The sequence below is a fragment of the Paenibacillus sp. NPDC093718 genome (assembly GCF_050279985.1).
In the GTDB taxonomy this organism is placed as follows: domain Bacteria; phylum Bacillota; class Bacilli; order Paenibacillales; family Paenibacillaceae; genus Paenibacillus_AQ.
The window spans coordinates 67974-94130 of record NZ_JBNNUS010000007.1 but is presented as its reverse complement, the minus strand read 5'-3'; the positions used below and the strand labels follow the sequence as shown (position 1 = coordinate 94130).

General features: G+C 46.5%; 21 protein-coding genes, 1 pseudogene and 1 riboswitch. Of the genes and pseudogenes, 13 read left to right on the top strand and 9 right to left on the bottom strand.

Annotation, left to right across the window (positions count from 1 at the left end; genetic code table 11):
• The first annotated feature begins 2 nt into the window (after positions 1-2).
• The 7 genes from ACQKPA_RS21090 to ACQKPA_RS21060 all read left to right on the top strand — a co-directional run bounded on the left by ACQKPA_RS21090 (position 3) and on the right by ACQKPA_RS21060 (position 9746).
• A complete protein-coding gene (locus ACQKPA_RS21090; protein ID WP_427494469.1) occupies positions 3-734 on the top strand; it encodes a glycosyltransferase in 732 nt (243 codons plus the stop codon).
• Positions 731-1963 (top strand): glycosyltransferase family 4 protein, encoded by a 1233-nt coding sequence (locus ACQKPA_RS21085; protein ID WP_427494468.1) that lies wholly within the window; start codon positions 731-733, stop codon positions 1961-1963. Before ACQKPA_RS21090 ends, ACQKPA_RS21085 begins: the two co-directional genes overlap by 4 nt.
• A 21-nt stretch (positions 1964-1984) precedes the next feature.
• Positions 1985-2182, top strand: coding sequence for a hypothetical protein (locus ACQKPA_RS21080; RefSeq protein ID WP_427494466.1), 198 nt, complete (start codon positions 1985-1987; stop codon positions 2180-2182).
• Between the two features lie 10 nt (positions 2183-2192).
• Positions 2193-2753, top strand: a complete 561-nt coding sequence (locus ACQKPA_RS21075) for a methyltransferase domain-containing protein (protein ID WP_427494465.1) — start codon at positions 2193-2195, stop codon at positions 2751-2753.
• A gap of 544 nt (positions 2754-3297) precedes the next feature.
• On the top strand, positions 3298-6129 hold the full coding sequence (locus ACQKPA_RS21070) for a hypothetical protein (RefSeq protein WP_427494464.1): 2832 nt from the start codon (positions 3298-3300) through the stop codon (positions 6127-6129).
• Between the two features lie 766 nt (positions 6130-6895).
• A riboswitch (cyclic di-GMP riboswitch) is annotated at positions 6896-6990 on the top strand.
• A 272-nt stretch (positions 6991-7262) separates the two neighbouring features.
• Positions 7263-9422, top strand: coding sequence for a non-ribosomal peptide synthetase (locus tag ACQKPA_RS21065; RefSeq protein WP_427494463.1), 2160 nt, complete (start codon positions 7263-7265; stop codon positions 9420-9422).
• A 150-nt stretch (positions 9423-9572) separates the two neighbouring features.
• Positions 9573-9746 (top strand): hypothetical protein, encoded by a 174-nt coding sequence (locus ACQKPA_RS21060; protein ID WP_427494462.1) that lies wholly within the window; start codon positions 9573-9575, stop codon positions 9744-9746.
• A gap of 433 nt (positions 9747-10179) precedes the next feature.
• On the opposite strand, the gene ACQKPA_RS21055 is transcribed toward ACQKPA_RS21060, so the two are convergent.
• From ACQKPA_RS21055 to ACQKPA_RS21045, 3 genes are all read right to left on the bottom strand, one after another.
• Positions 10180-11070, bottom strand: a complete 891-nt coding sequence (locus ACQKPA_RS21055; protein WP_427494461.1) for a carbohydrate ABC transporter permease — start codon at positions 11068-11070, stop codon at positions 10180-10182.
• Between the two features lie 66 nt (positions 11071-11136).
• Complete coding sequence (locus ACQKPA_RS21050; RefSeq protein ID WP_427494460.1) at positions 11137-12027, bottom strand: ABC transporter permease; 891 nt, start codon at positions 12025-12027, stop codon at positions 11137-11139.
• 96 nt (positions 12028-12123) lie between these two features.
• Positions 12124-13824 (bottom strand): extracellular solute-binding protein, encoded by a 1701-nt coding sequence (locus ACQKPA_RS21045; protein WP_427494459.1) that lies wholly within the window; start codon positions 13822-13824, stop codon positions 12124-12126.
• A 444-nt stretch (positions 13825-14268) separates the two neighbouring features.
• On the opposite strand from ACQKPA_RS21045, the gene ACQKPA_RS21040 reads away from it, so the two are divergent.
• From ACQKPA_RS21040 to ACQKPA_RS21025, 4 genes are all read left to right on the top strand, one after another.
• A complete protein-coding gene (locus ACQKPA_RS21040) occupies positions 14269-16005 on the top strand; it encodes a sensor histidine kinase (protein WP_427494458.1) in 1737 nt (578 codons plus the stop codon).
• Positions 16006-16010: 5 nt separating this feature from the next.
• The gene (locus ACQKPA_RS21035) at positions 16011-17441 is read left to right on the top strand and encodes a response regulator transcription factor (RefSeq protein ID WP_427494457.1); all 1431 of its coding nucleotides are present in this window, start codon (positions 16011-16013) and stop codon (positions 17439-17441) included.
• 172 nt (positions 17442-17613) lie between these two features.
• Positions 17614-18924: an alkaline phosphatase gene (locus ACQKPA_RS21030; protein WP_427494455.1), complete on the top strand. Its 1311-nt coding sequence runs from the start codon at positions 17614-17616 to the stop codon at positions 18922-18924.
• 491 nt (positions 18925-19415) lie between these two features.
• Entirely contained in the window at positions 19416-19874 is a 459-nt protein-coding gene (locus tag ACQKPA_RS21025; protein ID WP_427494453.1) for a hypothetical protein, read from the top strand.
• Between the two features lie 84 nt (positions 19875-19958).
• Here the strand turns inward: ACQKPA_RS21025 and ACQKPA_RS21020 are convergent, their stop codons facing one another.
• The gene (locus ACQKPA_RS21020) at positions 19959-20513 is read right to left on the bottom strand and encodes a DMT family transporter (RefSeq protein WP_427494452.1); all 555 of its coding nucleotides are present in this window, start codon (positions 20511-20513) and stop codon (positions 19959-19961) included.
• Between the two features lie 153 nt (positions 20514-20666).
• On the opposite strand from ACQKPA_RS21020, the pseudogene ACQKPA_RS21015 reads away from it, so the two are divergent.
• Together ACQKPA_RS21015 and ACQKPA_RS21010 are read left to right on the top strand one after the other, a co-directional pair.
• Positions 20667-21415 (top strand): annotated as a pseudogene (locus tag ACQKPA_RS21015) (AraC family transcriptional regulator).
• 135 nt (positions 21416-21550) lie between these two features.
• The gene (locus tag ACQKPA_RS21010) at positions 21551-21847 is read left to right on the top strand and encodes a winged helix-turn-helix transcriptional regulator (RefSeq protein WP_427494451.1); all 297 of its coding nucleotides are present in this window, start codon (positions 21551-21553) and stop codon (positions 21845-21847) included.
• 31 nt (positions 21848-21878) lie between these two features.
• Here ACQKPA_RS21010 and ACQKPA_RS21005 read toward each other — a convergent pair whose 3' ends face one another.
• From ACQKPA_RS21005 to ACQKPA_RS20985, 5 genes are all read right to left on the bottom strand, one after another.
• Complete coding sequence (locus ACQKPA_RS21005) at positions 21879-22619, bottom strand: ABC transporter permease (protein WP_427494450.1); 741 nt, start codon at positions 22617-22619, stop codon at positions 21879-21881.
• A complete protein-coding gene (locus ACQKPA_RS21000; RefSeq protein ID WP_427494449.1) occupies positions 22616-23527 on the bottom strand; it encodes an ATP-binding cassette domain-containing protein in 912 nt (303 codons plus the stop codon). Before ACQKPA_RS21000 ends, ACQKPA_RS21005 begins: the two co-directional genes overlap by 4 nt.
• 17 nt (positions 23528-23544) lie before the next feature.
• Entirely contained in the window at positions 23545-23955 is a 411-nt protein-coding gene (locus ACQKPA_RS20995) for a DUF3021 domain-containing protein (protein WP_427494448.1), read from the bottom strand.
• Positions 23952-24410: a LytTR family DNA-binding domain-containing protein gene (locus tag ACQKPA_RS20990; RefSeq protein ID WP_427494447.1), complete on the bottom strand. Its 459-nt coding sequence runs from the start codon at positions 24408-24410 to the stop codon at positions 23952-23954. The genes ACQKPA_RS20995 and ACQKPA_RS20990 overlap by 4 nt, the downstream gene beginning before the upstream one ends.
• Positions 24411-24702: 292 nt before the next feature.
• A complete protein-coding gene (locus ACQKPA_RS20985; protein ID WP_427494445.1) occupies positions 24703-26085 on the bottom strand; it encodes an ADP-ribosylglycohydrolase family protein in 1383 nt (460 codons plus the stop codon).
• Positions 26086-26157 lie beyond the last annotated feature (72 nt).

The following is a 26157-nucleotide window of genomic DNA, read 5'->3' as shown; positions in this document are numbered from 1 at the left end:
ACATGATACCGAAGGTAACGGTTATTATCCCTTTCTACAACTGTCTTTATGTTCAACAGGCCGTAGAGAGTGCTTTGGCGCAAACCTATCCCGAGATAGAGGTCATTGTGGTCGATGACGGGTCCACCGAACATATGGATCTCCTGAATCCTTATGTTGACCGCATCCGGTATATCCGAAAGATCAACGGGGGAACGGCTTCCGCCCTTAACGCCGGTATTCGAGAAGCTAAAGGAGATTATATTGCTTGGCTCAGTTCGGACGACTATTTTCTCCCCAACAAAACAGCAAGACAGATTTCGTTTATGCTGGAACGTGGGGCGTGGATCAGTAGTACAAACTTCAACTTCGTCAATGAGTGGAATTTAGTGCTCATGGAAGCCCCGAATTTTTCGTTCTCTTCGAATTTGGAGCTGCTTGATCGATTGAAGAGGGAATGTCCGATTAATGGCTGTACCATCATGATGAAGCGGCAGCTTCTTGAACATGTCGGCATGTTCAATGAAGAGATTAAATACACGCAGGACTACGACATGTGGTGCCGGATCGTACTCGCCGGGTACGAATTTCATTATTTGCATGATATTCTTCTGCATTACCGATATCATCCGAACATGGGAACCTTAAAGCACAAAGATGCCCTTAAGCGGGAAATCGGGACCCTTCAGGCCATATACGGCGACAGACTGGAGCAGCGAAGACAGGTATTGCTAACAGGAGGGTGGCAGCCTTGAAAATTTTGCTGGCTACCTATTTTCAAATCCCGTACGTCGGTGGATTGTGGAAATATATGTTGCAGGTGAAGCAGGGGCTTGAACGAGAGGGACATCAGGTGGATCTTTTTGGGAATGGACTGGACCGGTTTTATATTTTCAACAATAACCAGGAGGTTCCGAAGGTTCATTTCAAGGAAATGTTCGAGTACAAGATAACCCCTGCCACCGCGCCTTTGATTGCGGAGCATCCCTGGGTCAGGGATGCGGAGACCGACAGGTATTGCATGGAGTTATCGCTTGCCTTTATCGGTCTTGATCAATACGATATCATACACGCGCAAGACGTTCTTGCCGCCGCTGCCATAAAACGTATAAAACCAGAACGGATACCGTTAGTGACATCCATTCACGCTTCTGCAGCTCTTACGGTACTGGATATGCTTAAGAGCAACAAAACTTCTTCGGAAGACCCGACGAGCTCCTTGGTCTGGAAATACTATAAATCTATGGAATACTTGGGGAGTTCGGTAAGCGATAAAGTCCTTCTTGCTTCCGAATGGCTTAAAGAAGTGATGGTCCATCAATTTAGGGCTCCTTCCGATCGAATTGCCCTTATTCCTTACGCCATCGACATCCCTGCTTTTCAAAGCAGCATGCGTACGGTTTCCGGAAATCCGATCACGAAGCCCAAGGATAAAACCGTCATCATCAGCACTTCGCGTCTTAGCTACGAGAAGGGGATCCACATCTTGTTGAATGCCTTGTGCAGGCTGTATGTGGACCGCCAGGACTGGGAATGCTGGTTGGTCGGAGACGGGGATAAACGAAATGAATACGAGGAGTTATGTCGCCAGATGGGTATTCAGTCGGCGGTGCGTTTCCTGGGAAGCCGGGAGGACGTCCCCTATTTGCTGAGTCAGGCCGAAATTTTCGCAATGCCCAGTTTGATGGAAACCCTGTCCTACTCAGTAATGGAAGCTCAGTTAGCAGGTCTGCCCATCGCATCATCCAGTGCAGGCGGATTAAAAGAAGCGGTACGGCATAACGTTGACGGATTGCTGTCTCCTCCGGGAGACGCGCATGTACTTTATCTGCATTTGGGTCAGCTGCTGTCAGATCCTTCCTTCCGGCGCAGACTTGGGGACAATGCGCTGGAGTGGGCCTTGAAAAACCGGTCCCTTCAGACGATGATCAAACATTTGACAGGGGTTTATTCGGAGCAGTTGTCTCTAAAAAAACAATCCTAATTTGAAAAGGCGGTGTTTGTCATGAACATGCATCAAGTTCCCGGGGATAGATACAACGGGTTGTTTTTAACCCAGCTTTCCCAGCCGCATATTGTTGTCAACCAACAGGTATGGGACCAGATTGCCGCCAAACTTCCTCAAGAATACGCCATTCCGGATTTTCGCATCATCAATCTCATGATGAATGCTGAACCATCGTCTCAACGAGAATTGGGGTGATAAGAACAATATGGGAACATCCAATTGGCAAAATATTTCGTATTGCGTGGAACTGCTCCGTCAGATATCGCCTGCCTCGGTACTTGATATCGGCGTTGGATTTGGCCGCTGGGGCATGTTATGCCGCGAATTCCTCGATGTGTGGTCAGGGCGGGTATTTCGCAAGGATTGGAAGGTAAGGGTGGAAGGAATTGAAATATTCCCCAAAAACATTGACCGGTATCATTCATATTTCTACGATAAAATTCACATCGCTGATGCTTTTGAATTTATTCCGTCATCTTCGCCCGGTGAATATGACCTCATGATCATGGGTGATGTTCTGGAGCATTTCGATAAGGAGAAGGCGGTTACCCTGCTGAATGCCAGCATTGCAAGAGGCAAGCACGTTCTGCTTAACATTCCCATCGGATCGGAATGGCCGCAAGGCACGGTGTACGGCAATGAGTTCGAGACCCACCGCAGCATCTGGACTACCGAGGAACTTGATGCTTTCCCAGTTAAAGCCAAAAGGCATTTTAAAGACTATATTAACCGGGATTTTTCAACGTATTTATTTTCTTCGGAGTGATTGAGCTTATACAATCTGGACATTTACATGGTATCGGCAGGTACGTAGGTTACACTCCATCAGTCATGATTCACTAGATGGTTTTTTATGATTAATAAGGGTTTCGAGGGAACAGCAAATGTTTGCATTTTGCAATCATTTCCATTAACAGATCTAGAGACAATTAATGGTTGGCGTAACATGCAAATCGCAGCAGCCGGGGTTAATCCCGGCTGTTTTTGTATTCAAATAATGACGGCGCTAGGGGACGGAGCCGAGTGGCGTTAGACAACGATCGGCTGCCAACCGTATTTTGACGCTGCTGTAGGGCTGGCTCGGCTCGATTGCTGCAGCCAGAGCATAACAATATTGCAATCAGGGCAGATGACATATCTAAATCTCTAACTGTATTTTATAAATAGTGAATTATCATAGCAACACTAGTAAGTCGCATGTTATTTACATGTATTTTACTTGTATACAAATAAAGAGATATGATAAGATGAGATCGTATTGAAAACGTTTACTAACTGTGGAAAAATTCATTCGTAAAGGGGAGAGTTTAGTGAGAAGCAAGTGGAGGAATCGGATTACCGCAGTCCTAACGGTCATCATGATGTTTGCAAGTACCGCGTGGGCAATGCCGATCACGTATGCAGCCGGAGAAGAATTGACCAACGTTATGATCAACAGCGGCTTCGAGGAATCTGAAGAAGATGGACGCTTGCCGGGCTGGCAGCCCGATGCAGACACAGCTGCCATTACGGTAAGTGAGTCCGTGTACGCAGACGGGAAACGAAGTCTTCAGGTAGAACGCCTGTCGCCCGATGCAGGCTCCGGAGCGGTCAGCGATGCATACGCCGCCCAGCCATTCGGTAATGTCATCATGACAGCAAGTGTGCTATCGGATGAAGGCCAAGGCGGCAAAGCAGACCTCAGATTTTATGATGCAGGCGGAAAGCTTGTCTCCGTCGTGAGCGGCCTGGTCGGTGAACCATCGGGCAAATGGCAGAGTTTAAGAGTGGCTGCTTCCGCACCAAAAAATGCAGCGGAGATCAGGGTAGCCTTCAATTTTCATGGTGACCAAACCGGCAGGTATTTCGTTGACAGCGTCACATTGGAGTCGCAAGCTTCCTCCCCATACTTAACGAATTTAGGACCGCAATCTTCGAGTCTAACCTTGATGACGGCTGCGTTCGGTAAGGATAGGAATGGCCAGGATGCTTTGTTCACGGTCGCACAGGGTGATCCGGCACAATTCATCGTGATGGATGTAGCTTCGAAAGAAGTGAAGTCCACTCATCCACTTGTTGCGCTTGACGGAAGCAACGTATCGGCAGCTTGGGCGATTGTGACAGCCTCCGACGGAAAGGTATACATCGGCAGTACGCCGAACGGGACGTTGTTTCAATATGATCCGGCAGTGGATAAAATGCGGGCGATCGGCAAACCGGTTCCCACCGATACTGTTATCTGGACGCTTGTAGCGGGGGGAGATGGCAAAGTGTATGGAGGAACAGGATATTCCCAAACGCTGTTCGAATATGATCCTGCATCCGATCAGACTCGAATCCTTAAATCCTTCAAAACTTCATCGAAAGAGGCTCATATCCGCAGCCTTGCTTACGATTCCGATCGTCAAATGATCTATGTGGGCGGAGCCGATGTCGCCAAGCTTTATCAATACGATCTCGCAAGCGGAACATCCACCGCGCTTCATCCGCCTGTATTTAATGGCATGACTTCGGTTTATGATCTCCGGTTTGCAGGGGGCAAATTATTCGTGCGCGTGGATCCAGGACCCGTTATGTGTGTATATGATCCCGATACCTCCAGCTGGATCGTAAATAAAAATACGGCCTATAATGCCCGGGGATTCTCACCATTATCGCCTGATGGCAAAACGGTGTTCTACACCTATTATGAGACTCTCCCGGGAGGCGCGCAGCAGTGGTCGCTTTATTCGTATGATGTGAATACGGGGGTTTACGGCTCGCTGGGCGTGGATGTCAAAGGAGCAGGCGTCGCTTTTGGTTATGTTCAGCTGGACCAGGTAAAGTATCCGGGCTGGACATTGGTCGGATTGGCCGGAAATAGCGGCAGGGCATTTTATTACAATCTGGAAACCGGTTTGATTGAGACACCGGAGCTTCCGTTTCCGGCACAGTTTGTGGAATTGTTTAACATCGGGAAGAGCACAGACGGGCAGATGCTGTCTTCGGGCTTCATTTCAGGAGGGGGAATGGGAATTTACTCGCCGACCCGTAACGAGACCAAGCATTATCCTCAAATCGGCCAAGTCGAAGGATTCGGTTCCTTGAACGGAAAGATGTACCTCGGCGTTTATCCTAGAGCGACCATCTTTGAATACGATCCAGCCAAGCCATGGAACCGAACGGACCCATCAGAACCGAATAATCCGCTGCGGCTTGGTCAGCTGGGTTCGGAGCAAGACCGGCCCGTAGCCATGCTCGGGGTCGAGGAAGAAAACCTGTTATACATCGGTTCCTATCCAATTGCAGGCAAAACAGGCGGGGCTCTTACGGTCTACAATCCCGTTACCGGAAAGTTTGATGTGAAGCGCGACATTATATCCGGCCATTCGATCAATTCGTTGCTTTACAAAAATGGAAAGCTGTTTATGGCCACCGGCGCGATGACCGGCGGAGAGGGGAAGCTTGCCATTTACGATACAGCATCCGGCCGAGTAGAGCTGGAACAGGTACCTGTTCCGGGCAAAAAAGCAGTGACTTCTTTGATATGGGGCCCGGACGGTAACATATGGGGAATGGCGCTGGGGGCTCTGTTCGTCTATGATACGGAACGCCAAGAGATTATTTACAGCGAGGATATGTTTCCTACAGCAGATTATGCTCACAGCAATCCTCGCTTGACCGTTGGAACCGACGGCAATGTGTACGGTACCATTTTTACGGGATATGTTGCTGACCATACGTATACGAGCAAGCTGTTTAAGATTGACACAGCAAGCAAATCGCTGTCCATCTTGTTGGAGGGCAATGCGGAAAAGCTTGCACAGGACGACTTTGGCAACTTCTATTTCAAATATGGCAGCGAGCTGATGAAGTATAGCGACCCGAATCTGGTGATGCCGCTAGACAAAGTACAGCTCGAGGCTGAATCGCTCCAGCTTCAGCCGGGAGATGAAGTCGGTTATTCCTACGAAGTCTTCCTTGAGAGAGGAAGAACGACTAAGGAGTTATCCGGCGCTCAGATTGAGTATTTGAGCAGCCGTCCGGATAAGGCGGAGATTGACCCAAAAGGAAAGATTATCGCCAAGCATCCGGGGCAAGCCGAGTTGTCGATTCGAATTACATTGAACGGGGTAACGGTTGAATCCAATAAAATCAATGTGAAAATAACCGGCCCTTTTTAAAACTGTTATTGACATATAGCAATATGAGGCCGTTGTCCTGGACAACGGCTCTTTGCTTTATTGTCCAGTGATCCATAGGGACAAGAGCATAAACCTATAAGTTGATTCCGATGGTTTTGTGCTGTGTTTTGAGTGAACGGTTATGCAATTGCATTCGTTGTAACCGCTACTTGGAAGAAAAGTTGAACTTATGAAAGTTTTCTCTTCCGAAGCGAGATGTCCTTACCAGTTATAACCGGTATTTTAGTCTCAGTTGATAAGAGACTGAAGTAATTGGATCTAATGATTTCCGATGTCGTAGCTAGGGCAATGGATATAGGAGTGAAGTTGAAAATAGAACTATTGCCTTAATTAGCCATCATCCAATATCCAAGTAATAACAGAAGAATACGCTGGGATAGGGGAGAGTTAATACGGATTCTATTAGAGTAATGGCGTAATTTTATGGAATTCTGCCGAGGGACATAAACATGTGTATGTCTCTGTTCATAATCGAATTTTATTTGTAAAAACGTATCCTGACTTTTGAATAATATAGTTTTAATAGGTAGTTAAGTGAAGTAGAGTGAAGTCGGCGAAAAGCAAAAATTAGTAAAGATTAACTATCTTGACCTAGAGTTTCATGATGGTTAACAGTATCATCAAAACAATTCTAGAAAGACAATATTGAACAAAAGACCTATCGATTTTAATCTGGAAACAAGATACAGTAATTGTAAATCGAATACATAATATAATCATGGTTTACAATTTAAATACTTTTTTTGTACGACAATAGCAAACCCACCGAAAGGTGGCGACGCAAAGCTATAGGGGCTAATGCGGGATTTACTGCTACCGCGATGCCAGCCAGTTGCCGAATACAACGGGAAACCTCCGTTTTATTCATTATTTTGAATTGAAGAAAGGGGTTTTTTTGACGTTCCAAAAAACAACTGGATATCGGTCTGCTACGGGAAACAAGATAAACTATTCAGCACAATAAGATCGGAGTGTGAAAGCTCCATACGTCCGAAAGGTGTCATTTTTGCGGTGTTGAAGGGGGACATTACTTCATCGCAGAATGCGAGAGGATTTTTCTGTTCGTTAACAATCAGACATTAATGAATCGATTATCCGGGAGGTTGATGGTCATGGAACAAACGACATGTGAAGTATCAATTGACGAATTGCCGAGGGGGGGATGGGCCAACGATAAAGGAAACCGGGTTAGTTTTTCCCTTGATTTTGCAACGACCCGAAGACTCCATGAACTTGCGTTTAATTTCGGAATAACTGTGGATATGGCACTTATGGCCTGTTATGCGATCCTGCTTGCCAAATATACCGGCGAGGATGATCCTGTAATCGGGTATCTGTTGGAAAACCAGATGTTTCCTATACGTTACTCTCCTACTGTACATAAGCCATTAGGTGAGTTTCTGATAGAAGTTAAGCATAACACGATGCAAGCACTCGAAGATCGGAATATGCGTAAGAATCTGAGCGGCAACCCGTTCATCAAAGCGGCATTTACTTGGCAAAACGCCAATACCATTCCTTTGAAATCCGATCAGTTGGGGACGTTTGAGCTTGCTTTGACGGCTTTTAAGAAGGAATTTATCATGATACGCCTTGAATATTCGACCCGCTCGTACAGAAAAGAAACGATCGAGCAGATGGGGAGCCACTTGAGCCGTATTGTGCATGAAGTAGCAGATTTTCCCGAGAAAGAGATTGCCGACATACGCATGATGTCCGAAGAAGAGGAGAGACAGATTCTGGCTTTCAGCGGTACTAAGACGGACTATCCTTCCGGACAAACGGTCCATTACTTGTTTGAGGAACAGGTCCGCTTAACCCCCGATCGCCCGGCGGTTATGACCGAGGACCATCAGATGTCCTATCGGGAATTGAACGAACACGCAAACCAGCTTGCAAAAGCACTGCAGGATCACGGCGTAAGGCCGGAGAGCGTCGTTGGCATTGTTGCGGATCGGTCTATCAGTATGATTGTAGGGCTTACAGCCATATTGAAGGCTGGCGGCGCTTATATGCCCATCGAAGCCGATTCTCCGTGCGAAAGAATCGAATATATGCTCGAGGACAGTCGGGCGGGATTTTTGCTGGCCCCTTCCAGTTGGAAGCCTGACTTAGCATTTGAAGGAAAAGTAATTTATTGGGACAACGCGCAGCTTTACCTTGACCGCTGTCCCCATACGATATCTGCAGTAACCTCACAAAGTCTAGCGTATATCATCTATACGTCCGGATCAACGGGGACACCGAAAGGGGTCATGGTTGAACATCGAAACATCGTAAGACTGGTCAAGAATACCCATTATTTCAATTTTTCCAAGGAGCATCGAATTTTGCAAACCGGTACAATTGCATTCGATGCGTCGACCTTTGAAATTTGGGGATCCCTTTTGAACGGATCTACCTTGTATTTGATGAAGGACACGGACCTATTTGACCTTCACAAATTGAAGGAAACTATCATCGGCCACCACATTACGGCTTGGTTTCTGACTATTGCTCTGTTCCATAATCTGGCCGAACAGGACCCAGACGTCTTTCGTACGTTGAACACCTTGCTAGTCGGCGGAGAAGCGTTGTCGCCGAAGCACGTAAATGCCGTAAGGAAGAGGTGTCCCGATCTGCGGATGGTCAATATGTACGGTCCGACGGAAAACACGACGTTCTCCACTTATTTCCCGATCGAACGTGAATTCGAATCCGTCATTCCAATTGGCAGACCAATATGCAATTCCTCCGCTTATATCCTGGATAAACAGTTGAAGCTTCAGCCCATCGGAGTAGTGGGAGAGCTTTGCGTCGGAGGAGACGGTATCGCGCGGGGGTATTTGAACCGGCTGGAATTGACAGAAACCAAGTTTGTGGAACATCCGCTCCTCGGGGAAAGGTTATATCGAACGGGGGATTTGGCCTTATGGCTGCCGGATGGCAATATCGAAATGATCGGGCGAATCGACGATCAAGTGAAGATCCGAGGGTATCGAGTGGAACCGGGAGAAATCGAGACTCGCCTTTTGGAACACAACGGAATCTTGAAAGCCGCGGTAGCCGTCAAAGCGGACGGAAGTGGAAATCCGATAATATGCGCATATTATGTTGCGAAACAGGTGTTGTCCGAAACGGAAGTTATGGCGTATTTAGCCCGGAATTTGCCTGAATATTTCCTGCCCTCTCTTGTGGTACAGATGGAAAGTTTGCCGCTTACCCCTATCGGGAAAGTCGATAAAAAAGCTCTTCCGGACCCTGACTTTCTTCGTCCGATGATCGTCAACTGAGACGAATCGCAAATGAAACGCAGCAAATGCTTAAAAAGATCTGGCCGGACAAGGATGCCGGCCAAATCGAAAACGTATGTGACAAATTTATCGATCCTTATCGTCCAGTCATCTCTAATGATGGATGGGAGCACACCATTTCTAGGGAGTTTGGAGGGATTAATTGATCCGGCTGCCTTTACACAAAACGCTGACGCGGTTCAGCAAATGGCCAACCGGGAACCAGACAACGTTATTGGAGCATTGTCTACCGCGCTGGTCAGTTATGCCTACAGCATGGATGATACAGCGCCGCGGCATGGGACGCCTACGTTAAGGGATTAGACGGACTCTAACTAACCCAATACCTTGAAATCTACCAAAAAGCCTTGGAAGCGAAAAAGTAACTGATGAATCGTCAAGGGGTTCTCCGCATTCGGATTTGCCGAGCGGGGCCCTTTTTTTTACTTGTGAGTTAGTATTTCGGCGTCATCTGAGGCTTTTTTTATACACGAAGCGGAGAGGACGAAGCGTTCCGGACAAGCGAAAGCGTTCGCCTTTGTGATCTAATTTCTACCTTGAACGAAAACTCATTCAGGAAAATAAAGCACAATGGCGATGGGGAATGATTCGTACCCTCGGCGCCTCACAACAGCAAAAAGGGGGCCGCTTCTCAAGATCTAAGATCATTTGGAACGGCCCCTATTTTCAGTATGTTTTAAATAAATGTAATGAACATGATATGGATCTCTGAAAGCTGTTGTCCTGGGTGGGTGAGTTACTCTTTAACCGAACCCAGCGTAATCCCGTGGATGAAGAAGCGCTGGAGGAACGGATAAACGATGAGGACGGGCAGCATCGCGATGAAGATCTTGGCGGCATCAAGTGTCCGGTTGGACAACTCGGACAAGCGCCGATACTGGTCCTCGGACATCGTCGATGGATCGACCGACACGACGAGCTGCTGGATATACGTCTGGAGTGGATAGAATTGCTCACGAGACATGAAGATCAGACCGTATAAAAATTCATTCCAGTGATACACGATACTGAACAGCGAGACGGTCGCCAGCACCGGCACGGCCAGCGGGATATAGATCTTGAACAGAATGTACCACGGTCCTGCGCCGTCGACAAGTGCGGCTTCATCCAGCTCTTTGGGCAGGTTGCGGAAAAAGTTCATCGTGAGGATGACGTTGAAGACGAGTGTCTGCGCGCCGCCGACCAGGACAAGTGCCCAGATGCTGTTCAGCATGTTGAGCTCTTTGACCGTCAGATACAGCGGGATCAGACCGCCGTTGAATAACATCGTGAAAATGAGAATCCACATGAACACATTGCGCCCTTTGAACTCTCTCGCTGTCCGTGAGAGCGGGTAAGACATGAGCACAACCATGATAAAGTTGAGCATAACCCCCAGCAGCACACGCTGGGTCGAGGTCCAGAAGGACCGAAAGAACTGATTGTCATTGAGAATCTGGGCATACGCGTTAAGATTGAAATCGACCGGCCATAGCCAGACCTTACCGGCGGCAGCGGCAGAGTTGGAGCTAAGCGAAAGGGAGAGCGTGTACCAGATCGGCAGGATGCATGACAAAGTAATGCCTATCAGGACTACAATCAGTATAATATCAGTCACACGGTTGCCGAACGTCCGATCTCTGACCACGGTCAGGCACCTCCTTCTCTAGTTGGAATGGGATGAGTTTATACATCTTTGCATCAGGATGAATCCTTAGAATATGCGATAGTTAACAAAACGGTAAGCCAGGTAATACGAGACGGATATCAGCAGGAAGCCCACAACAGACTTCAGCAGGCCGACGGCGGTCGCAAGTTCATATTGCAGGTTGAGTAAACCCGTACGATATACCCAGGTGTCAATAATATCACCTGTAGAATAGACAAGCGGGTTGTACAGATTGAAGATCTGGTCGAAGCCCGCGTTAAGCACATTACCCAAGCTGAGTACCGTAAGCAATACGGCTGTCGTGCGGATCCTGGGCAGCGTGATATGCCAGAGACTTCTCCAGCGTCCTGCGCCATCGATGTTGGCAGCTTCGTAAAGTGCCGGGTTGATCCCGGTAAGCGCAGCAAGATAGATAATGGTGCCAAAACCGAATTCCTTCCAGACGTCACTGCCGACAACGAGGAACGGAAACAGCTGGGAATCGGCAAAGAACAGTTTGGGCTGGTATCCGAACAAAGCGGTCAGTTGATTGACGGGTCCGTTATAGGAGAACAGATCAAGTACAATGCCCCCAAGGATAACCCAGGATAAGAAGTGAGGCAGGTAGACGATGGTCTGAATCCAGCGTCTGAGAATCATCAGACGAAGCTCATTGAGCATGAGTGCAAACAGCAGAGGCGCAATCAGATTGGCGACAATCTTCATGGACGCGATAACAAGCGTATTCATGAAGACTTCCTGTGTATCCTTCAGCAAAAACATATACTTGAAGTGCTCAAGCCCCGCCCAATCCGAGCCCAGGATACCTTTGCCTGGATTAAAATACTGGAACGAAATGACGATGCCGAACATCGGAACGATGCTGAAGACGAACAGCCATAGAAATCCCGGGATCAGCATCAGATAATAATGTTTGGCGAAGCCTTTCATACGCATGACAGCACTCCTTTCCCCGAATCCTACTTCGAATGTTCCAGAGCTCTCGACAGGTGTCGGGAGCCCTGGCTATGTGGTTCGTTATCTGGCTTAAGATTACTTCGCAAGCGCGTCCTTAACCTCCTGGGTAATCTGGTCGCCGCCTTGACGTTTCCAGTTCTCGACGAAGGAGTCGAATGTCTCCAGTGGAGCCGCCCCCATGATGATGCGCAGGAAGGTCTCATCCTCTAACTTGCGCAGATTCACCCAACGGCTCTCCATTAACGGCGTCTGCTCATACAGAAGACTAGGCACCTCTTCAAACTCGGTATCAACCAGCGGCCTGCCGCCCACCATGATAGAGTATGCTCGAGTCCAAGCTCCCCAGTTCGCTTCAGGGTTCCATGTTGAAAGATCCATAGAATCGTAAGGCTCGTTTTTGATCGTCTTGATGCTTGCGATGTCCGAAGGCAGCAGTTTGTAGGCTTTGTCATTCGCAAAATCCTCTGCGGTTTTATTGCCCGCCAACACATCACGGAGGGCTTTGACTGTAAATTCAATTTCATCGGATGGAGCGTAAACCACGCGGAGCGGATAGTAACCAGGACCGCCTTTGCTCGGGTCAAAGGTGTTCTCTTGCTCGTTTTTAAACAAATTATTTAGCAATTTCATCGGAACTTCCGGATGCTCGTAATCTTTCCGAACCACCACAAACTCAGTAGAAGGAGTAGCAGCATGTGGTCTAAATTCGCCATTTTGATTCAAAGGCAGAGCATAAGCTTGCCAGTTGGCTTCGGGATCATTTTTTACAGCATTGGTTAGCGGACCGTAAGCCATCCACCATGGCGCAAAGAACATTCCGGATTTTCCGGCGATAATGGGCTCATCCGCTTTGTTACGAACACCCATCTCAGGATCAATAAGTCCCTTGGAATACAAATCTCTCAAACTAGCTAACGCCTCACGAGTCTCCGGCAGGATTGACCCGTACACAGGGCTGCCATCCTCGCCCTCAAGCCAGTATCCAGGGAACGAGTCATGCGCGGAGAAAATGGCGTCAAATCGGTACAAATTGTTCTTCGACTCCAGGAAGTTCGCATACAGCTTACCGCCACTCTCCGGTCCGGTGATCCCAATCGTATCGCGCTGACCATTGCCATCTGGATCATCTTCAACGAAAGCACGGGCGACGGCCTCAAGTTCAGCCATCGTGGTTGGCGGTTCAAGGTTCAGCTTATCCAGCCAGTCCTTCCGGATCCACAAGAGGTGGATGCCATCAGCATTGGCTTGCACACCTGGAAGGGCCATGATTTTGCCATCGAATGTTACTGCATCCAAGGCAGCACCGTTGGTGTTTTCAATGATTGTCTTTATTTCCGGGGAAGCATATTGCTTATACACCTCAGTTAAATCGGCTATTTGGTCGGCTTCGACCAATTGGCGGAGCTCAACGGCATTGACGACCATAGCATCCGGCAAATCGTTACTTGCAATGGCAAGACTAATTCTTTGCCGAAGATTCTGGCCGGAGGCAGCGAATTGATGATCGACGTCCACATTAAGCGCTTCCTTAATCTGACGAGTGTATTGATTGTCCAGCGGCGTGTCGCCAGGCGGCAATTCATTATCGGTGGGATCGATTTCAATACTGATGCTGATCTGGACAGGTTCTTCGTAGCGGCCAAATGGATCAGCGGGTTCGCTTGACTCCGCGCTTTTCTCCGGTGCAGCCGGCGTGTTATTAGCTGTATTGCTGCAAGCACCTAGAACGAGAAAACAGGCCAGTAAAAGCGCTAACGTTTTTGACTTGTTTTTCATAATTACACCCCTTCTATCAGATTGAATGGAATAACTATCCCTACGGACCATTTAACTGTAACACAATGAAACCGCCTTCAAGGATAGAAGGTGGTTTCTAAATGAGGGGGTCATATGTACAAAAATTTACTGCTGTTCCGGGTAGTTGGACATTTCACCCACTAAGGAGAAGACATTTGTCTACCCGTGATTTTTTCATTTGAAAGATAGCAACTTAGGCACCTGATTTATTGAAATCTTTGCTCAATAATCACTTTTATTTGTGTTATATTCTATAAAGAATTTTCCACCTGTTTCTATTTATGCACGTTATAAACCATATATCAAAGAGAGGAGGAGTCAATTTCAATAGGAGGATTTGAATGATCAGATAGAATGGAGCAGGGCCCTGGGGGGCGCTCGAGTTTAAGGACACTTCACTAAGTAATCGATGGGGATGAAACGATGAAACCGGAAAAGGATTGGAAGTCCCGCCTGAAGCGATTGACCTTGAAAAATAGAATTCTTTTACTGTTCGCCGCAGCGACATTAATCCCTTTCATCTGCACCTGTTATCTTTCATACAACACCATTACATCCATTCTGAATACGAAGCTGCAATCCGGCATTCAAAGCAATTTAAAGCAGGTTAGATTATCGCTTGAGAACACGCTGAACAATCTGAATCACGTTTCCCAACAACTGACCTTTAAGGGGAATGTCGGCAGGCAGCTTGAGATGTTTTTGATGGCGGAGCAGCCGTATGACCGGAGTTATCTGACGGATGAAATCAAAAATCAGCTGAATCTCATCACGTTCACGAATCCCAATGTCGGATTAACGCTGTATTATTTACGAGACGATGAGACCACTCTTTTTGAGAATACAGGCATGAAACAACCATTCGATATCAATAACCTTCCAATCATAGCACAGTATTATGGCGTCACCTATTTTGGACCGCATATCAGTAATGATCGATTCAACAATCAATATGTGCTTTCCGCATTGCGAAAGGTTGATTTACCGGAGAGGGATGATGCCTATGTCTACATTGAGTCCGGCTTCAAGCTGACGCAGAGCATTCTTGATTTGGATGAAGTCAGCAAGCATACCAATCATTTAATTCTGGACAACAACGGAAGAATTTCATACAGCGAACTTCAAGATATCTTTCCCGAAAATTCATTTTTTTCGAACTCACCAGAGCCTTCTCTGGTAACAGGCATTACTTCCGGCTATTATTGGTACCGACAAGTCAGCAATCAGGGCTGGAGTGTGGTCTCGCTTATTGCGCAATCCGACTACAACCGCGAGAAAAATCGCTGGATGATGCAGATGCTGGGACTGGCACTGCTGTTCGCTGTAGTCAGTCTGACGATTGGCTGGCTTTTATGGAAAATGGTGTACCGGCCGCTGTCGCGCTTCAATATGGAGATCAAATCGATTGCGGGCAGCAATTTTAATGCGGCTGCCACGCAATCGCGCATCCCGGAATTTGAGATGCTGTTAAATCAATTTCAACATATGAAGATTCAGATTACCCAGCTGTATTCTGAAATCAAGGCCAAGGAGAAGCGCAGAGCGGATCTGGAGATCGAGAAGCTGCAGTACCAGATTAATCCGCATTTTCTGATGAATACGCTGGATACCGCTCACTGGCTTGCCGTTATGAACGGTCAGGAGGAGATCGACAGGCTTGTCACTTCGTTGAATAAACTGCTTTACTACAATCTTCGCAAAGGCAACAGTGTCGCGACGATCAGGGATGAGATTGATTCACTGAAACAATATCTCATTCTCCAGCAGATTCGTTACAATTTTCAGTTCGATGTCAATATTCACGTGGACAACGCATTGCTCGAAGTGACAGTTCCTAGGTTCATTCTGCAGCCTTTGGTTGAAAATTCGCTGTATCACGGGCTAGATGACAACGGCAGGATCGAGGTGGAGGTTAGAAAGAATGACAGACTAGAGATCGAAATTCGAGATAATGGTGGGGGGATCTCTGAGGAAACGATTAAAGCATTGCTTGAGCAGGAACAGACCGAGCACCATCGAGTGGGGATGGGAATCGGACTGAACTATGTCAAACGAATGTTAGAATTTCATTACGAAGGGAAAGCGTGTCTTACGGTAACAAGCGAGCTTGGCAAAGGTACCTGCATCATCATTTCGATACAAATCGGGGAGGGGGATTAAACGAAATGATCCATGTTCTCATCGTAGACGATGACAAGCTTGTACGTAAGGGACTGATGTCCTTTTTACCCTGGGAGTCGTTCGGAATGAGAGTTGTAGGCGAAGCTGCCAACGGGGAGAAGGCGCTCGAATTTCTGAAGGCGAATCGGGTAGATCTGTTAATGACCGATCTGGCCATGCCCGTGATGTCGGGCATCGAATTAATTCGGGTTGTTCGCAAGCAATATCCGAATATCGCGATCGCCGTGCTGACTCTTCATCAGGATTTTGAATACATCCAGGAAGCGCTGCGACTGGGTGCCATTGATTACATTGCCAAGGTAGAGCTTGAAAAAGACCAGTTCGAAGAAGTGTTTCGACGCATTCACTCGCGCATTGTGGAAGAGAAGCAGAAGCACGAGCACAAGAATGAGTCGCATACGATAGCAGAGGCTTGTTCTTCCGATACGGCCTATGCTCTATTGACGTTCCCGGATGAACCATTAACAAGCAGCATGGTTGCGGATTGCGTTTCCTTGGGCTGGATAGCCGAATCGGAAGGATCTATTCTGATGTGGTTGACGGATCTTGCCAAGGAGGTTCAGCCTCAAGGCAATTACGAAGAAGACCCGTTGCCGCCGCTTCCCAACGGAACGCGTAGCTCCGGATGGCATATGGTGCGGATACGGCATACAGCCGGTTTATCTCCATCCGATCTGTTTCAACGGGTACGGGCTTACAGGAGCAGAGATTTTTTCTACGACTGCGACGGCAATGAGCCCAATCCGATCGAGAAGTCTGTCTTGGAACTGCTGGCGGAACATCCTGAACCGGGTGAAGAGGAGACGGACACCGTGAAGAAATTACTACACGCCTTCACATGGGTCCATGACGATGAAGCCTTTGATAAGCTTTGTAGTCGATTAAAAGAACTGCGTCTACCCGTCTCCAAGCTAATGCAATGGATCTACGGCTTTATGGTTGACTGGAACCGGCTCTATAGAGCGATACAACCTGATGATATCAAGCTACCTGACACATTTACGTGCTGGGGGGAGGTTGCGGACTGGTTGAAACATTTCAGGGAAAATGGGATAACGCGATCAGGCAGCCTGCAGCTGAGCCCGGAAGTAAGCGGCAGCATTATGACCGCGGTTAAGATCGTGCACGACGAACTGGAGTTTCCGTTATACGCCATCGATGTCGCGAAGCGGGTCAATCTGAGCCGAAGCTACTTCTATCAATGCTTCAAAGAAATCGTAGGCTTTTCCTTCAATGAATATCTGCGCAAGGTACGGATCGATAAAGCGCGGGAATATCTGGAGCAGACGGCCAGGCCAATTGTCTGGATTGCCAAGCAAACCGGATACGAGGACGAGAAATATTTCAGCAGAACTTTTCGAGAGCAGACAGGCATGCTGCCGAGCGAATATAGACAGCAGTATAAGACGAGGTAGAGTAGGAGGGATGGCCAACCGTGTCTCGATCGGCTTAATAGTAAAGGGATAATATCACTGACAGGGGGAATTTTTTTATTTAAAGTACCCAGGAAAATTTACACTTCAAGAATACTGAGTTTATATTTAAGAGTTATATTAAATTGGAATTAATATATAGGGAGGGTAAATAGTGAACAAATTCAGAAAAAATGTAGTAATGATCGCGGCAGCTTCTGTAATCGCAGTAGGGACTTTTGCCGGGACCAATTTGCCGTTATCACATGCGAAAGCCAACTCAAATGATAAAGGCAAAGCTAAAAATGTTATCTTCATGGTTCCCGATGGTTTTTCCGCTTCCTATGCAACCAATTACCGTTGGTTTAAGGGTGAAGAAACCCTTCTGGACTCCATGCTGGTGGGCATGCACCGTACCTATTCTGCAAATTCTGAAATCACCGATTCAGCCGCAGCCGGAACAGCATTTGCGGCCGGAGTAAAAACAAATAATGGAATGATCAGCACTTCCCCTGAAGGTAAAGAGCTGAAAACGATTCTTGAAACCGCTGAAGAAGAAGGTAAAGCGTCTGGATTAGTTGCAACTTCAACGATTACACATGCGACACCGGCTGTGTTCGCATCACACGTGGCTACCCGTGCGGATGAGGCGGGTATCGCACCCCAACTTATTGATAATGATGTGGATGTCATCCTGGGCGGAGGAAAAAAGTATTTCCCTGAATCGCTTCTAAAGCAGGCGGGAGAAAAGGGCTACCAGTATATTTCGAGCAAAAATGACTTAGGCAAAGCTGAAGAGTTTGATAAAATAATTGGATTGTTTGCTGAAGATGCCTTGGCACCGGAATTGGATCGTGATACGACAAATCAACCAAGCCTAAGAGAAATGACTGAAACGGCATTGGAGGTTCTGAACAAGGATAAAGATGGTTTCTTCCTAATGGTTGAAGGGAGTCAAATTGATTGGGCAGGCCATGATCATGATGCAGCGTGGGCAATGAAAGATTCGGAAGCATTCGAGCAGGCACTGGAAGCAGCATTGGAATTTGCAAAGAAGGATAAAAACACCTTGATTGTTGTAGCAGGCGACCATGATACAGGCGGTATGGCAGTTGGTGGCTATGGTCAGGGAGATGTGAAACTAGAAGTCCTTCGCAACGTAACAGCTACCGGCGATTTTATGGTGACGAAGTTGAATGCAACCCGGAGTAACGTAAAAGAGGTAGTGAAGCAATATACAACCTTTGATCTTACCGACGCAGAGGTTCAAAAAATTAAATCCGCAGAAAAACCGGATATCGCCATTAATGAAGTGATCTCGGAACGGGCTAATATAGGATGGACAAGCTATAATCACACAGGTGTAGATATTCCGCTCTATGCATTTGGTCCGGGTGCTGATCTCTTTAGAGGTCTGCATCAAAATACAGATATTCCTGTGTTAATGGCACAAGCTATGAAAATTAACTTTACACCAGGAAAATAAAATCGATCGGGTGATAGTATGCGGCGCTATGGAAGTCAAACAGTTTTGTAACGGACTTCAAAATCAAACGAGAATTATCGATAAATTTAGCAAGAGCGAGATTGAAATTGTTTACGAATAATATCTTTAAATGAACGATTCTTGGTTTCAACGAACCCGGGATCGTTTTCTTTTTTGATATTTTAAAGTGGTTGGGTCTTGGTTGTGAGGGAATCGATTGATCAAAAGATTTGCAGTTTGATTAATTGAGTTGGAAGGATTAGCATCTCATTCATGCGACCGTAATCTTACCACACTTATTTAAGGTTGTGGAAGAAAATCGGGTAAAATAAAAGAGTAGCGGAGAAGTTAATATTGCCTACTTTCCCGCAGATTATAGAAAAAAATAATAACAGAATCATATTTAACCTATATTGCAATGGTCAAGTATCATGTTTTATCAGTTCTGAATAAGCTACAATCATCGATCAGATCAGATTGGAGGCTTACTAATGATAATTAACCCCTATTTATGCTCATATAGTCGATTCCCTCAACCATCTTATTATTATCCGTATCCTGCACCATATTATGGCGTTTATTCTCCTAATGTTAACCATTTCGGACATGGCATTGGTGTTCATGCTGGCGGTCAGCTTGGGGGTGATTATGGAGCAGGTATTTTTGTCGGTGGTCATCTCGCGAGCGGCCATGGAATAGGAGTTCATGCTGGCAGCCATCTCGGTGGTGACTATGGAGTAGGAGTTCATGCTGGCGGCCAACTCGGTGGTGGTCATGGGATGGGAGTTCATGCAGGTGGATATCTTGGTGGAAAATATGGTATCGGCGGTTATACCGGTGCACATCTTGGTGGGGGACATGGTTTTGGCTTCGATGCCGGTGGCCATTTAGGCGGTTATAGTGGTCAGTTCGGCTTCCAGTTTGGCGGACATAAGGATGGGTTCCGGTGATAGAAAAAGGTTCATAAAAGAAAACAAGCTATCGTTTATCGGTAGCTTGTTTCATATTTATAGTACACACAGGTAAACTTCGTCCTATTGTGAGATTCCAGCATTACTGGCAATCGAAACTCCGACCAACATATAAGCTGACACCAGTATGGTTCCTAGCAAAGACAAACCGTCCCCAATCAAAGCGTCTCTTGAAACTCCAATATCTCCCCAAGCGATAATGATCGAGCCCAACAGCGCGGCAACCAAGCAGAGAACGGTCAACACACTCGCTCGTTCCCTAAACATATAGTACGAACCAATCATCACAAACAAAGGCTGTAGGGCCAGGATCACCATGGAACTCGCCACAGAGGTATATACCAACGACTCCATCCAAAACAGGAAGTGCAGTCCCAGAAGCAAGCCGGCTACAAAAACGGCTCTCCAATCCTTTGAGTCCAGTTTCGAGTAGCGGAGCGTTTTCCAGGGAACAAATGGAAGCATAATGATTGCCGATAGATAAAGTCTGTACATACCGGCTACTGCGGTTGGTGTATCCGAAGATTTGATCATGATCGATGATACGGATACCGATAGAATGGCGATAAAAAGCAGGATATAAGGATGAAGCGGTAAAGATGGTTTGTATCTTTTCAACTATAACCCTCCAAGAGGGCCTATCCAATCGTCTGTGCACAGGCTAGTGATAAGCCATATTTATGATATAATAATATCACCATTATTTATTTTTTTGTGCAATTATATCTTTCATTTATATAGATATATCACCATAGAAAGGAGCTTCTTGGAATGGCTAAGCCGCTGCATGAGACAATTTCGTACCCCGACGTTTCGTTTCCTTATATCATGTACACGCATACGCTTCATACAAGCATACCCGAAGGCAGAGGATTCAACGATCTGCACTGGCACGAAGAGCTGCAGATCACTTTGGTGACGAGCGGAAAACTGATTATTCAAGTAAATGGGATTGATCATGTGCTTGAAACTGGCCAGGCGATTCTGATCAACAAGGGAGTTCTTCATGTGACGACACAGCTAACACATGACGGTCAATATGTGAGCTTCAATTTTCCCGAAAAACTACTTGCCTTCTACACGGACAGTGCCATGAATACGAGATTTCGATTCAAACCGTACAGCTATGGTTCGTCTTGATTTCCAATATGTCGGTCTCTCCCGAGGAAACACCAAAACACGTGAAGCGGCAACAGGAGAGACTGCAATTAATGCTTAGCTTCATACATCGAAGCTATCCGTTTCCTGTAACGCTGCAAGAAATTGCCGATGTTGCGCATCTGAGCATCTCGGAGTGCACCCGGTGTTTTAAAAAAACGGTTCATATGACGCCATACGAGTACCTGATCAAATACCGAATAAAGAAAAGCAGCGAATTATTAATATCAACGGACGATACTATAACCGAGATAGCCCGCAAGGTAGGGTTCAATCATGTCAATCATTTTATTCAGTCTTTTAAAAAGTACCACGAAAGAACACCCAAAGATTTTCGAAAGCATAGAGCTGAAATGAATTAGTTCAATGTTTAAAATTTAAATTGTAAAATACTGAACCAAGACGCTTTGGCTTTTTCAAACCGAAACGCCTTCAACCACCCTGATTAGACAAACCCCAGCGCAGCAAGCCCTTGAATGATCCAAGATGCGATATTCATGAATGGTGCTAACCTCCTTATTACTTATTTGAGCGAGCTTCAAAAATCGATACCGGGTATAAACAAAAAAATGCTTACCCAACAGTTAAGAGAGCTTGAGTATAACGATATTGTACATCGAGTGGTATATAACCAAATCCCTCCGAAAGTAGAGTATTCAATTTCCGAGTATGGCAAAGGTGTAAGCACGGTGCTAAAGGCATTGAACAATTGGGGAGAGGCCCATATGGACCATATGAATACGCTGTATGGAGCAGATCGTTCAAGGAAAGAAACCGGGGTCAACCGATTATAAACAAGGCGAGGCAAATCTCCTTATAATATTCCTACTTCCCGCTCCACCGGAAGAACCGTGTAGCAAGCACAACAGATACAGTCGCAATGCCAATCAAAACAGCAGCTTCAAAGCCATATTCCGTAATTGGCGCTTCTGTCCACGTCCCCCGCAGCAACTGAATGACGTAATAAAGCGGAAGTATTTTCGCTACATATTGAAGAAACGTCGGCATCAACTCCAGCGGAAATGTCGCCCCTGACAGGAACAGCATCAGGTTTAGAAATAATGAACTGATTGCGGAAGCAGCCTGAGTGTTTTTTGCTAAGGAAGTCAGAAATAAAGCAAACGGGAAAAAGGCCAGGATGCTAATAAGCAATGAAAGCAGGGTGCTTCCGATATAGACCGGCAGGGTTAAATCATAGAGCAGCATGCCAAAGATCATAAGAAGCATGGCGGATATAGCAAAGATGACGGTCCCTTGAAAGGTATGGGCGGCGAGGATTTTCCATGGCTGGAGCGGTGTTGATTGATATCTTCTCAATACACCCGTTTCCCGGTAATTGGTTAAAACAGTTCCCAGTGTAAAAAAGGAAGTGGTTACGATATTGACGCCAATCCACGAAGGAACAAAATATTCTGCAAAAGCCTTTTGGCTCATGTTATCTCCAACAAACATGGATCCAAACAGCCCAATCATCACAATTGGAAAGAGGAACGTCCAAAACATGCTTATACGGTCTCTAAAGAACATTTTCGTTTCTAAACTGGCGAGTTTTACGACTGCCTTCATCCGATCTTCTCCTTTTCCAGGTACTGGACAAATAAATCATCGAGAGAGACTTTCTCAAACCTGAAGCTGGACAATGGGATGCCTTTTTCCTGACAGTAACTGAAAATGTGATAAGCCGTTGTCTGCTGGTCATCACAAAACACTTTGAATTCGTCTTGATTCTTTTCAACGTGCTCCACTCCGGGAAGCGAGCTTAAATATTCGGGACCAAGTTCTTCACTGACAAAGGCAAGACAGCCAGCAGCACCTTCGTTTAATAATTCACGAGGAGAGTTTAAAGCTTTTAATTGGCCGCTGTAAATCATCGCTACCCTGTCGCACAGCTGCTCAGCTTCTTCCATATAATGCGTGGTTACCACAATGGTACTTCCACGGTCCCGTAACAGCCGGATCAATGACCACATTTCCCGCCTGGCTGAGGGATCAAGACCCATGCTCGGCTCATCAAGAAATAAGATTTCAGGCTCATGCAGAGTGGCTAAAGCAAGAGTTACCCGCTGTTTCCATCCGCCGGATAAGTCATCGAACCTTACGTTCAGCTTTTCGCTTAAGCCAAGCAATTCTATGAAATAATCTTTTTGCGTGGCGTTATCGTAAAATGAAGAAAAGAGATCCAGCGCTTCTTTTACTTTCATTTTCTTCTGAATCGAAGTGGCTTGAAACTGGACACCAATTCTCTTGTTTAACTCCCGGAGCTGCTTATTGGGAACAAGTCCAAGGACTTCAACCGCACCCTCGCTAGGATCAGAAATTCCTTCCAGAATTTCGAGGGTGGTCGTTTTCCCTGCGCCGTTCGGCCCGATTATCCCGAAGATTTCACCTCTGTAAACATCAAAGGAAAGATTCTTTACTGCCTTGGTCCCGCCAAAGTTTTTCGATAGATTGTTTACTGTAATGACATTCTCCATGCGTATCCTCCTTTTATTCAATGCCTTCGAAGATCGTTATTCAGCTTTTTCGATTCATTTTTAAAATAAAGATAAAACCCAATCCATCCGATGGCGTAACCGATAATAGAGATTCCCAGGAATATCAAAAAGTTCTTTACATTAATGTGGATCCAGCCAATCCATTGGCCTAATAAAAAGTAGACGATGGTGACTGTTAGAAAGTGCAAGGCAGTCTGCATGGGCAGGCGGAGTGAGCGGATTTTAAAATAGAGGGGTGTGACATTAAACAGCCAGCCGCAGAATATATAGCCAAATGCATCTTTAATAAAAAGCATTCCATCTATTGTCGATTGTCCGCCAAAATAAATAAGCGCACTTGTAGTCATTACAGCAATAAAGGCACCGAAGAATATACCGATCATGCTTCTGAAAAAAAATGCATTCATTTCGTTTCCCTCCTGTTCATATTTAAAACTTCTTTAATTCGGCCAATGTAATGTCGCGAAACATATTCTTTTTCACCTGATTTAAAGTGAACACAAAGGGTCCCGTTAAATGATGGTTCGAAATGGCTCATAGCATATAGGTTTGCAATGACGGACTTTGAGATCCTGATAAATCGGTGGGAGGGAAGGGAGTTTTCGAGCTCATATAATTTTTCTTTTACTTTAAAGATTCCTTCTGAGGTGGCGGCTGTGACCACATCGCCTTCTGTACGAAAGTAGTGTACCTCCTCGTACTTAATTAAGTGCTGGTTATCCCCATCTTTTCCGACGATCAAATCCGTGTCATTCTTATTGAGGTACTCGAGGATCTCCTGGATGGCTGGGGTCAATTCTTTGCAGTGAATCGTCACCGTGGTTTCTTCGTGGCGCGGGTCGATGTCGAGTAAGATTTTCATGTAAAGGCAGCTCCTCCTTTCTCTATAGGTTTAGTATAGGTGGCGATTTTCCAATTGTCACCAAAAGGAATGCGACCCGTAGGACGCAGACAGTAAGATGCATGAATCGACGTCCGTCCTGCAGGCTAAAAGGGTAAACCATCCCTAATCCAATGAACCTGATGGTGGTATAGAACGATAGTTGAATAAAGAAAAGAAGGCAGCTGGTCAGAGCGATCAGTTGCCTTCTTAAGTTAACGGACATTTTAGTTTAACATGACATCACATTATACTCGATTCATCCTAAATCATTTTAATGCTGCAATTTTCGGAAGACCCTATAGCTTCTTTGCGCGCATTCGGAGATGGCAATGGGGTGGAAGCCGCTGACATCGGCATACAACGTATCGTTTAGCGGCGAGATCCACTTCTCAGGAAGTGCCGCCGCTCCAAGCGATGCGCCAAGAATGGAGCCGACGGTGGCGCCATTGCAATCGGTGTCCCAGCCTCCAAGCACGGCTGTCGTAATGCCTTTTTCAAAATCGCCTCCGGAATGAATGAGCGCAGCCGCGCATAATGCAGCATTATTGTTCGTATGAACAGGGTGATAGTGCTTAAACGCTTCCCATATTTTACTCACCAATTCTAATGTGTCTTCTGTTTCCTCAGCAATGTTGACCGCTAATGCGATATCTTCTGCAAGACGGCTGTGTTTCGGAATTTCACTTAATCCGATCTCAACAATTCGCTTCGCATCACGTTCAACGAATGCGGCGGCAATCATAGCCGAGCAAAACATGGCGCCGTAAATACCATTCTTCACATGGGAGAAGGAAGCGTCCCGCCAAGCAAGCTCAGCTGCAAGCTGGGGCTGGCCCGCAGCACCGTATGCATAGCCGTCTACACGGATTTGGGCGCCGATCCATTCGCGGTAGGGATTCAAATACGAACGTCCTGAGTGGATATGTTTCTCCCAGTCGTCTGGCCGATCGCCGCTAATATGTGAAGTGACACGAGCGAAATTAAGATAGGACTGCGCTTCAGCCGTGAATACCTGCCCGAATGACAAATGACGATGCCACAGCTTGCCCACATCCCATGAGCTGAAATCAAGCCCGCGCTCCTCAAGCATGAGCAGACCGAGAACGGTATAACGAATATCATCGTCTGTTTCGATAAAGCGTATGTTTTCCCGGCAGCTGGCCAAGCTGCTCCACCTTGCGATCTCGATACCGTACTCGGCTTCTGCAGTTGATTCGCCCGGTGTATAGTGGCGAATCGGCCATTGTCCTGCGCCTTCGAACCACAACTTAACATTGTGCCAGCCGGGTCTTCCGCCGGAGCCTTGCATGAAGGAAGGAGCTTCGAGAGGTTTTCCGAGCGCACAACCAGCCGAACGGCCAAGCCACGCACCATGAAATTTATCCTGCCATTTAAGTTCATCCCAGTTTCCGGACAAGATTCTCGGTCCATCCGGACGTACAGCGCGAATGGCTTCCAATTCCGACGGCTCGATATACTTGAAATCCGCACGTGGTTCAAGAGCCATTAAAGCCTGGTATACTTCCATTAGCTTTGCTTCGTTTGTGCCGGCTGCATCCAGATGTTCGGTCATCCCCTCTACATGACAGCCTTCTTCTCCGCGCTGTTTGATTTCGTCGCGAATTAATTCCCTCAGTCCAATCCATTTCGTCATCACAGTTGCCCTCCTGAAATACTTGAAATCAACATATGCCTTGATTATAACCAGCCATGCCAGCAATGGCTT